12 protein-coding genes are annotated in these 11,196 nt (G+C 65.4%); 4 read left to right on the top strand and 8 right to left on the bottom strand.

Translation table 11 applies throughout. From position 1 onward, the window contains the following. Positions 1-42 precede the first annotated feature (42 nt). The 8 genes from ACESY8_RS14905 to ACESY8_RS14870 form a co-directional block, all read right to left on the bottom strand. Positions 43-477, bottom strand: a complete 435-nt coding sequence (locus ACESY8_RS14905) for a PD-(D/E)XK nuclease superfamily protein (protein WP_024725083.1) — start codon at positions 475-477, stop codon at positions 43-45. A gap of 100 nt (positions 478-577) precedes the next feature. Continuing rightward, complete coding sequence (locus ACESY8_RS14900; protein WP_054338905.1) at positions 578-1,051, bottom strand: DUF2871 domain-containing protein; 474 nt, start codon at positions 1,049-1,051, stop codon at positions 578-580. A 113-nt stretch (positions 1,052-1,164) separates the two neighbouring features. Further along, positions 1,165-1,707, bottom strand: a complete 543-nt coding sequence (locus ACESY8_RS14895; RefSeq protein WP_007493606.1) for an NADH peroxidase — start codon at positions 1,705-1,707, stop codon at positions 1,165-1,167. A gap of 134 nt (positions 1,708-1,841) precedes the next feature. Next, positions 1,842-2,453, bottom strand: coding sequence for a ribonuclease M5 (locus ACESY8_RS14890; RefSeq protein WP_054338904.1), 612 nt, complete (start codon positions 2,451-2,453; stop codon positions 1,842-1,844). Position 2,454: 1 nt separating this feature from the next. Further along, positions 2,455-2,883, bottom strand: a complete 429-nt coding sequence (locus ACESY8_RS14885) for a toxin-antitoxin system antitoxin subunit (RefSeq protein WP_498794827.1) — start codon at positions 2,881-2,883, stop codon at positions 2,455-2,457. A gap of 4 nt (positions 2,884-2,887) precedes the next feature. Next, entirely contained in the window at positions 2,888-3,925 is a 1,038-nt protein-coding gene (holA, locus tag ACESY8_RS14880; RefSeq protein ID WP_009257573.1) for a DNA polymerase III subunit delta, read from the bottom strand. An 11-nt stretch (positions 3,926-3,936) separates the two neighbouring features. Beyond that, positions 3,937-6,210, bottom strand: a complete 2,274-nt coding sequence (locus tag ACESY8_RS14875; protein WP_054338902.1) for a DNA internalization-related competence protein ComEC/Rec2 — start codon at positions 6,208-6,210, stop codon at positions 3,937-3,939. Then, positions 6,203-6,421, bottom strand: a complete 219-nt coding sequence (locus ACESY8_RS14870) for a helix-turn-helix domain-containing protein (protein ID WP_054338901.1) — start codon at positions 6,419-6,421, stop codon at positions 6,203-6,205. The genes ACESY8_RS14875 and ACESY8_RS14870 overlap by 8 nt, the downstream gene beginning before the upstream one ends. Positions 6,422-7,195: 774 nt before the next feature. On the opposite strand from ACESY8_RS14870, the gene ACESY8_RS14865 reads away from it, so the two are divergent. The 4 genes from ACESY8_RS14865 to ACESY8_RS14850 all read left to right on the top strand — a co-directional run bounded on the left by ACESY8_RS14865 (position 7,196) and on the right by ACESY8_RS14850 (position 11,168). Then, a complete protein-coding gene (locus ACESY8_RS14865; protein WP_054338900.1) occupies positions 7,196-7,843 on the top strand; it encodes a MerR family transcriptional regulator in 648 nt (215 codons plus the stop codon). Further along, complete coding sequence (locus ACESY8_RS14860) at positions 7,824-8,144, top strand: YbjQ family protein (protein WP_007491906.1); 321 nt, start codon at positions 7,824-7,826, stop codon at positions 8,142-8,144. Before ACESY8_RS14865 ends, ACESY8_RS14860 begins: the two co-directional genes overlap by 20 nt. 35 nt (positions 8,145-8,179) lie before the next feature. Further along, positions 8,180-9,118 (top strand): alpha/beta hydrolase family protein, encoded by a 939-nt coding sequence (locus ACESY8_RS14855; RefSeq protein ID WP_498794826.1) that lies wholly within the window; start codon positions 8,180-8,182, stop codon positions 9,116-9,118. Positions 9,119-9,248: 130 nt separating this feature from the next. Further along, entirely contained in the window at positions 9,249-11,168 is a 1,920-nt protein-coding gene (locus tag ACESY8_RS14850; RefSeq protein ID WP_054338898.1) for a S41 family peptidase, read from the top strand. Positions 11,169-11,196 lie beyond the last annotated feature (28 nt).

The raw sequence follows: 11,196 nt of genomic DNA, 5'->3' as shown, positions 1-11,196 counted from the left end.
CCCCCCCCCCCCCCCCCCCCCCCCTTTTCCCCTTCTGTACGGCTATGGACGGAGGAAGGGGAAATAATTCATCCCCAGTTCGATGTAAATGCGCTGCTTGAGCAGCTCATACCGGTCCGCAATCGCCCCGTTTTCATAGCCCACTTCAATACCATGACCGGAGGAAATCAGCTTGGCCTTCATGTCGTCCCGGATATACCGCCCCGAAAAGACAATAATGGACGGGATGGGGGCCGCCATACAGTCGTCCAGGGCGTAGCTCAGCTTCTCGAAAGCCGAACCGCTAGTCTCCTGGAGCTTGGCCTCGATGGCCATGGAGCGGCAGTTCTGGGGGTTCATGATCACGATATCCAGCTTACGGGGTGTGCCGATAAAGCGCCAGCCGATGTATTTCTCCTCCTCGACCGCCAGTCCTTCGCCCCAGCCTCGGATATACTCTGCCAGAGCATGCCGGAAGTTGTTCCCGTTGTTGGGCATATAATCCCTCCTCCCATGTTCTTCCTCCATCATAGTGGATCCCATTTCCCGGGTCAATAGGCTTCCGGCCGCCAAACTAGAAAAAGCGCGCTGCGGAACATCAGCCCCGCAGCGCGCCGTCCTGGTTCTGTCCGGCACTGGTTCCGTCTGCCGCCCTCCGAACCTGCAAAAGCAGAGAGAGCATGCCGATACCCAGCAAAATATGACCAATGCCCGAGATTCCGGAAATGGAGGCATCCATTCCTCGGCTCAACTCATTTCCCAGCACCTGGCTCATCCCCCGCAGAAAGAATCCCAGCCCTGTGATATTGAGACCTAGTTGATAGACCAGCAGGAACTTCCCGCTGTTTCGGCTTGAGAAGGCAAATGTCTTTTCCAGCAGCATCAGGATAAGAAAAAACACCATTCCCAGTGCAAAATAGTGGGTATGCAGGAAAGACAGAGAGGTTCTGCCCGCAAAGCCGCTGAATTTGGTAAACTCCCTATAAAATACGCCCAATGCCATGGCAATCACCGCATAGACCATGGCCAACGTCGCAAAATGCCGCGCCAGTAAAATCTCTTTTTTATTCATCCGTACATACTCCTATCACAGCGGATACCGGAATTGGGTCCGCCGCCTATCGCCGGTTCATACAATCAGAAAGGGCGGAGCGAAGGCTCCGCCCTTTTCCGTATTCTGCTTGATTAGCCGAAGTAGCGCTTCAGCAGGCCCTCGAAAGCCTTGCCGTGGCGGGCCTCGTCGCGGGCCATCTCGTGGACGGTATCGTGGATGGCGTCCAGGTTCAGCTCCTTGGCCTTCTTGGCCAGCTCAAACTTGCCCATGGTGGCGCCGTTCTCGGCATCCACACGCATCTCCAGGTTCTTCTTGGTGGAGTCGGTCAGCACCTCTCCCAGCAGCTCGGCGAACTTGGCGGCGTGCTCAGCCTCCTCCAGAGCGGCCTTCTCCCAATACAGGCCGATCTCGGGATAGCCCTCACGGTGGGCCACACGGCTCATAGCCAGGTACATACCGACCTCGGAGCACTCACCCTGGAAGTTCTCGCGCAGGCCCTGGAGGATCTCCTCGGGAGCGCCCTTGGCCACGCCCACCACGTGCTCGGCGGCCCAGGTCTTGTCGCCGCCCTGGAGCACAAACTTCTCCTTGGGGGCCTTGCAGATGGGGCAGAAGTCGGGAGCGGAATCTCCCTCATGGACGTAACCACAGACAGAGCAAACCCACTTTTTCATGATGTAATTCCTCCTGTTTATTCTAATAATGATATTTTATTGCTATGTGGCAGAAGTTCTAATCAGTAATGATTATCATTTCTGTTTATAAGATAGCACAACTTAACTTTTTCGTCAAGTCCTTTTTTCGAATTTCAGGAAAATTTTTTCGCATCTGCTCCCCGAACCGTATCCTCCAGCTCCCCAAACGTAAACAGGGCGTTGAGCACCTCCAGCAGGGCGTTGGGGGAGAGCCGTTCGGGCAGCTCCAGCCGGTGGAGCAGCTCCTTCCGCCGCTCCGCCGCCCCCGGCCCGCCGGACAGGCCCAGCGCCATCAGATCTGCCTTGGTGATGGCCTGGCGTTTGGGGGCGGCCTCCCCCGTCTCGTCCAGGAAGGTGGCCCCCGCACGGCGCAACGCCGCCTCCAGCACCTCGGGGCGCATACCCTCCACCCCCAGCTTGCCCTCCTTGCCACCCCGGCGCTTGCGGCGCTCCTTGCCGTACACGTCGGGCACATAGGCGTGCTTCACCTGCTCGGGCGGGATGCTCCCCTTCAGGTGGCTGCGGATGACAAAGCCCGCTCCGTCCGGGTCGGTGAGGACGATCAGGCCCCGCTTTTCCGCCAGGCGGCGCAGGAGGGCCAGGCGTTCCTTATCCTTGAAAATACCGAAGCCGGAGGTCTCCACGATCACCGTGTCCACCATCTGGGAGAGGGTGTTCTTGTCGTAACGGCCCTCGACCACGATGGCCTCCCTGATGCGCAGCATGTCAGCCCCACCCCAGGCAGGCGTAGCCCGCGTACCATCCGGAGCCCAGATATTCGGTGTAGAGCACGCCGGGCCGGGCGCTCCCCCGCCAGGGCACGGAGTACACCCCCAGCCGGTCCAGCGGCTCGCTGGACAGCCAGGCCGCCGCCTTCTCCCCCCGCAGGGAGAGCACCGCGGCCCCGTCCTCCATCCGGACGGACTCCAGCGCCGCCCCGTCCAGGGGTACCGGCCCCAGGGCGCCGGCGTCCAGCTCTCCCTCCTCCGCAGCGGAGCGCAGGGCGGCCAGCTCGTCCCACCGCACCGCCAGCAGGCGCTTGGCCTCCCGGCGGATGTGCTCGATCTGGTTTTTGCGGCCGCCGGCGGCCAGATACCAGCCCGCGGCCCCCCCGGCCGCAGCGGCGGCCACTCCCAACAGCGTCTTCTTTTTCATTTGCTTACGCTCCTTTCTTGACGGCCAGCTCCATGAGCAGGCCGATTAGCAGCTCCTCGCCGTCCGCCCCGGTGGACTTCATGGCCAGATCGGTCTGGCCGCAGCGGAGCACCGCCCGGCGGCACCAGGGCAGGGAAAAGCGCCGGGCGGACTGCATGAGCCGCTCCGCCGGGTAGGCCGAGCGCATGCCCCACAGCTCCATGAGATAGGGCACGCCCTTTCTGTGCTCGATGGCCAGGCGGGCGGTGTAGAGCTGGCGGAGCTGCTTGCCCAGCACCGCCAGCAGCTTGATGGGGGCCTCCTGCATGTGGAGCAGCTCCCCCAGCACCTCCGCCGCCTTGTCGAAGTTCCCGGCGGCGATGGCGTCGGTCATCTGGAACACCACCGCGTCCAGCTGGGGGGTGGCCACGGCGTCGATATCCTGCCGGGTCACCCGGTGGTGGGCGGCGTAGGAACCGATTTTCCCGATCTCGGAGATCAGGTTGTTCATCAGATCGCCGCACAGGAAGATCAGGTACTTGGCGTCCTCGGTGCCGATGTCGTGGTCCATGGCCTTGAAGCGGCGGGAGATCCAGTCCACCAGATCCCCCTGCCCCTGGCGGTTGAAGGGCACCACGCTTCCCTTCTCCTTGAGCAGGGCGGCCAGCTTGGTGCGGGCGTCGGCCTTGTACTCGATGAGATCGTAGACAAACACCAGGCAGACGTAGTCGGGCAGCTCCCGCAGCACCGCCGCCAGGGCGTCCTTGTCCCCCTTGTAAATATCGTAGTCGTTGACCACGATGAGGGTACGCTCGCTCATCATGGGCAGGCAGTCCACCAGCTGGGCCAGGGTTTTGACGTCAAACTCCTTTCCACTGAGGGTGTGGAGGTTGAACTCCTCCATTCCGGCGGGCAGGAGCTTCTTTTTCAGCTGCCCCAGGTAGAAGTCCCGCAGATAGGCCTCCTCCCCGTGAAACACGTAGAGGGTGCCGATGGTGCCCTCCTTGATGTCCTTTTTCAGCTTCTGGTAGGCCGCAGTGTCCGGCTTTGCTTTGGGCGGCATGGCAATTCTCCTTACTTTGCGGTGATGGTGACGGTGCCCGACCAGTCGGTGCGGTAGATCGCGCAGCCGGCGGCGGCCAGGCGCTCCAGGGTCTCGGGCGCGGGGTGCCCGTAAGTGTTGTAGCCCACGGAGATCACCGCCAGCTCCGGCTTCGTCGCCAGCAGCAGCTCCTCCGAGGTGGCATATTTGGAGCCGTGGTGCCCCGCCACCAGCAGCTCGAGATCGGGGAGCGACCCATATTTGATCAGCCGCTTCTCCACCGTGTCATTCATGTCGCCGGTGATCAGCCCGTCGAAGTCTCCGGCGGTGCACAGGACGGAGAGGCCCTCCTCGTTGGCCCCGCCGCTGCCCAGGGGCGCGTAAATGCGCAGGGCGGACTCCCCAAAGGTCACGTCGGCATCCTCCGCCAGAAAGAGGGTCTCAATCCCCTTTTCCTCCGCCAGCGCCGTGATCTCCCGGCGGAGGGGGTCGTCCTCCTCCACGTCGGGGAGCACCAGCAGCCCCACCTCCAGCCGCTCCAGCAGCTCCGGGATGCCGCCGGCGTGATCCTCGTGGTAGTGGGTGAGCACCACCAGATCAATCCGGCTCAGGCCCAGGGACTGGAAGTAGTCGGCGGCGGTGTCGCCGGGGTTGTCCGCCCCGGTGCCGCCGCAGTCCACCAGGGCGGCGCGCCCGCCGGAGAGCAGAGCCACCGACAGGCCCTGTCCCACGTCCAGCACCGAGACGGTGAGCCGCCCGGCGGTGTGGGACGCGGCCTGGAACACCAGGGCCGCGCACAGTCCGGCCGTCCCCAGGCCCAGGGGTACCAGAGGCCGCTTTTTCTCCCCCCGCCCGAGCAGATAGAGCAGCAGCAGGGCGTAGACCAGCGCCAGCCAAAGCTTCAAGTATACCGACTGGGTGGAAAGCGCGGCGAAGGGCAGCGCCGCCAGGGCGTCCGCCATCCGCTGGACATAGAGCGCGGGGAGCGCCGCCGGGAGGGCCAGCAGGGCCGCCGGGCCGGGGAGAAACACCCCCAGCACCGCCGCCGCCAGCCCGCCCAGGAAGGCCAGGGACACCGCCCACAGGCAGAGCAGGTTGGCCAGCGGCCCCGCCAGGGAGACCGACTGGAAGTGCCAGGCGGTCAGGGGCGTGGTGAAGGCAATGGCCCCCAGACTCACCGCCAGGCTGGACAGGACAAACCGGGCGGCCAGACAGCCGGTTTTGGCCCAGAAGCCCTTGGGCCTGGCGGGGAGCCTGGCCGTCCACCGCTCGGTGAGAGGCCCGGAAAAGAGGTAGATCCCCGCCACGGCGGCAAAGGACAGTTGAAGGGACACCGACGCGGCGGCGTAGGGATTTTGGAGCAGCAGGAGCATGAGAACGGCGCACAGGGAGGTGGGCTTGTCCTCCTCCCGCCCCAGCAGGGGCGCCAGCAGAAGCATGGACTGCATGAAGACCGCCCGCAGGACGGAGGGGGTGTTTCCCACCACCGCCGCGAAACAGAGCAGCAAGGCGATGGTGCACACGGCGGTACGCCGCCGCCGGGCCCCCAGCAGGGCGGCCGCCAGCCCCGCCAGGAAGGAGACGTGGAGGCCGGAGACGGCTATGACATGGGCCAGCCCCGACCGGCGGAGGGCGGCATAGTCCCCGTCGGACAGCCCGGACCTGTCCCCGGTAAGCAGGGCGGTGACCAGGGGCGCGGCCTCCTCCGGGAAGGCGGCGGCCACACGGTCCTTGAGGGCCTTGGGCACATAGGCAGGCCATGTCCACAGGGGCGGCCGGCCGGGGCGGACCGTCTCCCCCTCCCCCTCGCCGTAGGCGATCAGGCGGACGCCCTTGGCGTAATAATAGTCGGTAGACTCCCCCGTGATGGTATCCGCCGCCCGGAGCCGGGCCTGGACGGTCAGCCCATCGCCGGGCCGCAGGTCGGGCGCGGGGGCGTCCAGATAGAGAAGGGTCCTGACCGGCCAACCTTCCACCGGGTGGAGGCGCACCAGCACCGAGCTGCCGTAGGCCGTGGACTGGGGCCAGTCGGCCACCGTCACCTCCACCGGCCCCTCATACCCCGCCAGAGCGCGGGCGGGGGCCTGGAACAGCGCGCCGTAGGCCGCCGTCCACAGCAGGCCCGCGGCCAGGCCAAAGCCCGCCAAAAGCACCCGCCGGCGGCGGTCTCCCCGGAGGGTCAGCCCGGCCAGCGCCGCCAGGGCGCACACCTCCCCCAGCGGAACCAGCGCCCCCTCCGGCAGCACATAGACCGCCAGGAACACCGCCGCCGAACAGGAAGCGGCAAACCAGGCCAGCTTACGCATGGGGCGGAGAGGGATTGTCTGTCCGGCCCAACAGATAGTCGGTGCTGGTGTGGTAGAGCTCCGCCAGCTTGACCAGGGCCCACACCGGAATCTCCCGGAGTCCCTTCTCGTAGCGGCGGTAGACCTCCAGATTCATATTTAAATAGTCTGCCACTTTGCGCTGTGTCAGGTCGTGATCCACACGCAGGTCGGAAATGCGGCGAAAATACATAGTATCACCCACAGAAACACTACCATTCGGTAGCATTTCCAGGGCATTTTCACGCCATACGGCTTTATTATACCAAATATATGATACTGCCGCAAGGGTACGTGGGCTGCCGCCTCACTTCAGCAAACCTAGCGCCGCCTTATCGCCCAATGTAGGGGCCGACGCCCCAGGGCGGCCTCTCTTGCCCCTCTGGGGCAATTCACCTTCTGCCCACATCGGCCCGCCTTGTGCCAGGCTGGCGCGCCTTCCATGGAAACCATTTTTGTATCTGCTTTCTTGTCATGCCTCCGGCGGGCCCCTTTCTGGGCGGCCAGAAAGGGGCGAAAGAGCCGGTTAAGGCGGGGGATTCCGATTTCCCCCGCCTTAACAATCCACCCCTTGAAACGGCCAAGAAGGGGGAATTGCGATTCCCCCTTCTTGGAACTTCCCCCAAGTTGTTCTACCGGTTGCTTTCCGGCGGCGGGGGCTTACTCTGTAACGCCCCCGCCGCACCGGCCTGTATGTGAGAAAACCGGGGAACGGCGCTGGAACGTAGGGGCGGGGCTTGTCCCCGCCCGGAGAGGATTTCCCCAGCGCAGGGGCATTGAGACGACCACCAGGACCGCCCCCACAGTTACCCAGAACCGTGAGAGGATCTGCCGGTACCCAGCCCGTTCATCGGGACGGAGGGTGGTAATTTCCCTCCCGCCGGTGTATACTACGGTTTCAGAAAGATTTTTCTTGACCTTCCACCCGGTAGAGGGTGTATGGTAGGGCTGTCAGAGGTGATACACAGTGAAGATCAACGAGGTCGAGCAGCTGGTCGGCGTCACAAAGCGAAACATCCGCTTCTATGAAAAGGAGGGGCTTCTCTCCCCCGGCCGGACGGACAACGGCTACCGGGACTACAGCGAGGCGGACGTGGAGGCCCTGCGGAAGATCAAGCTGCTGCGGAAGCTGGACGTCCCCCTGGAGGAGATTCGGAGGATGCAGCAGGGCACCCTGACCCTCACCGACGGCGTGCGGCGGCACATCATCCAGTTGGAGCGGGCCCAGGACAATCTGGCCACCATGCGCTCCCTCTGCCAGGAGCTGGCGGAGTCGGGCGAGCAATTGGCCAGCCTGGACGCGGGCCGCTGGCTGGAGAAGATGGAGCGGATGGAGGAGGGAGGAACGCAGTTTATGAACATCCGAAAAAACGACATTGTCACCCGCTACGGCGGGACGGTGGCCGCCGCCCTGGTCTTCGTGGCCCTGATGGGCGGCCTCATCGCCCTGATGGTCTGGGGCCTGACGGTGGAGCCGGCGGAGGCCCCGCCCCTGGGGCTGATGCTCTTTCTGCTCGCCATTCCCGGCGTGGTCATCATCGGCGTGTTGCTGGCCCTGTGGCAGCGCATCAAACAGATTCGAGGAGGAGAAGAAGATGCTGCTTCTAAATATTGAGTATATTCCCGGCAAGAAAATCGAGGCCCTGGGCATCGCCAAGGGCAGCGTGGTCCAGTCCAAGAACTTCGGCAAGGACTTTATGGCGGGCATGAAGACCCTGGTGGGCGGCGAAATCGAGAGCTACACCCAGATGCTCACCGAGGCCCGGCAGATCGCCACCAAGCGCATGGTGGACGACGCGGAGGCCATGGGGGCGGACGCGGTCATCGGCATCCGCTACACCTCCGCCTCCGTCATGCAGGGGGCGGCGGAGATCACCGCCTACGGCACCGCCGTGCGCATCGCGGGCGAGGCGTAGGCGCACCTCCGCCCTATATGAAAGGAGGCCGTCTCATGCGCACCCTTCCCATCACTGTGGCCGCCGACGCGGATTATCCCCTCCCCGGCCTGCTCACCCTCCCCGACGGCGCGGGCCCCTTTCCCGCCGTCCTGCTGGTCCACGGTTCCGGCCCTCAGGACAGGGACGAGGCCGTGGGTCCAAACCGCCCCTTCCGGGATCTGGCCGTCGGGCGGGCCGACCTCGGGGTGGCCAGCCTCCGCTACGACAAGCGCACCTTTGCCCACGGGAAGCGGCTGGCCGACGCCCTTCAGGGCCGCCTCAGCGTGGAGGAGGAGGTCATCCGGGACGCCCTGTGCGCCGCCGCCCTGCTGCGGGCAGAACCCCTGATCCGCCCGGACCGGGTCTATCTCCTGGGGCACAGCATGGGCGGCATGCTGGCCCCCCGCATCGACGCGGAGGGCGGCGCCTTCGCCGGGCTCATCTTCTGGGCGGGCACCCCCCGCACTCTGGACGCCCTGATCCTGGAGCAGAACGAGGCCTCTCTGGCGGCCATGCCCCCGGAGCAGCGCGCCGCCGCCGCGCCTCTGGTTCAGGCCCTGCGGGAGCAGTTCGCCGCCCTCCCCCGCATGGCGGAGGAGGACGCCCAGCACACCCACATTCTGGGGAACCTCTGGGCGTGGTACTTTAAGGAGATCCTGACACACCCCCCGGAGGAGTACCTCCGCCGCCTGACCAAGCCCGTTCTGGTGCTCCAGGGCGACCGGGACGCCCATCTGTCGGTGGAGCGGGACTTCCGCCGTTACGAGGCCCTTCTGGCCGCCCACCCTGACGCCGCCTTCCATCTGTACCCCGGCCTGAACCACCTGTTCATGCCATCCCCCACCGGCGCCATCGCGGAGGTTTTGCACGAGTACCAGCAGCCCCAGGCCGTGGATTCCCAGGTGATCGCGGATATCGCCCGCTGGATTCTGGCCCACGAGGGCGCCGGATGACATAATACCGGAGCGCGGGGCGCAGGCGTAAAAATGACAAATAGATACAAAATGGGAGTGGGCCTTGCGCCCGCTCCCATTTTGTCGTAGAATTGGGTTACATAACATATTTGTCCAAGGAGGCCCTCCTATGAAGCGTATGCCGCTCAGCCGCCTGTTTGCCCTCCCCCTGGCCCTGACCCTGCTCCTCTCTCCCGCCGCCCAGGCCCTCACCCCCGATCAGGCCCGGGAGCTGCTACAGGACTATTACATCGACGAGGTCCCCGAGGACGTTCTGGACCAGAACACCATCCAGGCCATGCTGGAGGCCCTGGGCGACCCCTACACCACCTACTTCTCTCCCGAGGAGTACGGGGCCTTTACCGGCTCCATGTCCGATACGGATACCGTGGGCGTAGGCATCTACTCGCTGGTCACGGCGGACGGGCCGCTGATCCAGCGGGTCTATGAGAACACCCCTGCCGCCGACGCCGGCCTCCAGCCCGGTGATCTGGTCACCGCCGTGGACGGCCGCTCCACCGCCGGGCAGGACGCGGGTACTGTGGCCGCCTGGCTCAAGGGCGACCCCGGCACCCGGGTGGAACTGTCCTACCGGCGGGACGGGGCGGAGTACACCGCCGTCCTCACCCGCCGGGCCATCACCGTCCCCGCCACCTATACCGAGCTGTGGGACGGCCACATCGGCTACATCGACTGCGACACCTTCGGCGGCGAGACGGTGGCCCACTTCGTCAGCGGCATGGAGGACACCGCCGCCGGAGCTGACCACTGGATCGTCGATCTCCGGGGCAACGGCGGCGGTGAGGTAGACGCGGCCATGGGCGCGGCGGGCTGCTTCACCGGCTCCGGCGTGCTGGCCTACCTCAAGGACAGCACCGGCGCCTACGGCGCGTATGGCAGCAACGACGACGCCCGCACCCTCTCCCCCGTCATCGTCCTCACCGACGGGGAGACCGCCAGCGCCTCCGAGCTGTTCGCCTCCGACATCCGGGACACCAATACCGGCATCCTGGTGGGCGGGCGCACCTTCGGCAAGGGAGTGGCCCAGACGGTTCTGGACCAACGCGCCCTGCCCGACTACTTCCCCGACGGGGACGCCATCAAGATCACCAGTTACCGCTTCTACGCCCCCTCCGGCTCCACCACCGACACCGTTGGCCTGATCCCCCACCTGCTGGTGGACCCCGATCTGGCCCCCGAGGTCGCCACCCTTCTCTCCGCCTCCAGCCCCAAGGGCTCCACGGAGGGCTATCTGCGTATCGACTTCAACTGGCGCTGGTATGTGGAGCTGGACACCGCCCTGAGTGAAGCACACCGGGACGCCTTTACCGCTCTGCTGGAGGCTCTGCCCGACGGCGTCCGGGTGCTGGAGGGCACCGGCGGCCCCGACGGCTGGGCCGACACCACCGTGGAGGAGCTGGTGGGGCGGTATGTCCTCACCAGTTACCGGGACCGCAGCTTTACCGACACCGCCGGCTCCCCCTACGCCGCCCAGATCGACCGGCTGGCCACCTACGGTATCCTGGCCGGAACCGGCGGCGGAGCCTTCCAGCCCGAGGGCTCCCTCACCCGCGCCCAGCTCTGCGCCCTGCTGGCCCAGGCCCTCAACTGCCGGGTTCCCACCGGCGAGAGCCAGTTTACCGACGTATCCATGGACGACTGGTACGGCCTGTGCGTCAACGCCGTGGCCCGGCTGGGCCTGGTGGAGGGCGTGGGAGAGGGCCGCTTCGCCCCCGACGCGCCAGTGAGCCACGAGCAGTTCATCACCATCATGGCCCGGCTGTCCCAGCGGCTCAATATGTATATGGACCTCACCCTGCAAGAGATGCCCACAGACGCGGCAGAGGCTGCCGGGCTGCTCTCCTACTCCGGCTGGGCCAGGGACTCCGTCTGGCTGCTGGCCCTGAGCCAGAAGGGGCTGCTGGGCAACACCATCAACCTGCTGTGGGAGCCCCTGGAGGATATTGACCCGGCCGCCGTCACCACCCGGGAGGAGGCCGCCGCCCTGACCTGTACCCTGCTGAACTATTTCGGGATTCTTCCTTCTTGAACAGAGCGCCCCGCCGTCCACGGACGGC

The sequence above is a fragment of the Clostridium sp. ATCC BAA-442 genome (assembly GCF_964239415.1).
GTDB lineage: Bacteria > Bacillota > Clostridia > Oscillospirales > Oscillospiraceae > Flavonifractor > Flavonifractor plautii.
Note: the sequence above shows the minus strand (reverse complement) of the source record. Positions and strands in the feature narration are given on the sequence as shown.

Excerpts from the sequence above, each read along its gene's own strand:
- ACESY8_RS14905 (WP_024725083.1), bottom strand. The coding sequence starts at position 477 with ATGCCCAACAACGGGAACAACTTCCGGCATGCTCTGGCAGAGTATATC.
- ACESY8_RS14900 (WP_054338905.1), bottom strand. The coding sequence starts at position 1,051 with ATGAATAAAAAAGAGATTTTACTGGCGCGGCATTTTGCGACGTTGGCC.
- ACESY8_RS14895 (WP_007493606.1), bottom strand. The coding sequence starts at position 1,707 with ATGAAAAAGTGGGTTTGCTCTGTCTGTGGTTACGTCCATGAGGGAGAT.
- ACESY8_RS14890 (WP_054338904.1), bottom strand. The coding sequence starts at position 2,453 with ATGCTGCGCATCAGGGAGGCCATCGTGGTCGAGGGCCGTTACGACAAG.
- ACESY8_RS14885 (WP_498794827.1), bottom strand. The coding sequence starts at position 2,883 with ATGAAAAAGAAGACGCTGTTGGGAGTGGCCGCCGCTGCGGCCGGGGGG.
- holA (WP_009257573.1), bottom strand. The coding sequence starts at position 3,925 with ATGCCGCCCAAAGCAAAGCCGGACACTGCGGCCTACCAGAAGCTGAAA.
- ACESY8_RS14875 (WP_054338902.1), bottom strand. The coding sequence starts at position 6,210 with ATGCGTAAGCTGGCCTGGTTTGCCGCTTCCTGTTCGGCGGCGGTGTTC.
- ACESY8_RS14870 (WP_054338901.1), bottom strand. The coding sequence starts at position 6,421 with ATGTATTTTCGCCGCATTTCCGACCTGCGTGTGGATCACGACCTGACA.
- ACESY8_RS14860 (WP_007491906.1), top strand. The coding sequence starts at position 7,824 with ATGCTGCTTCTAAATATTGAGTATATTCCCGGCAAGAAAATCGAGGCC.
- ACESY8_RS14855 (WP_498794826.1), top strand. The coding sequence starts at position 8,180 with ATGCGCACCCTTCCCATCACTGTGGCCGCCGACGCGGATTATCCCCTC.
- ACESY8_RS14850 (WP_054338898.1), top strand. The coding sequence starts at position 9,249 with ATGAAGCGTATGCCGCTCAGCCGCCTGTTTGCCCTCCCCCTGGCCCTG.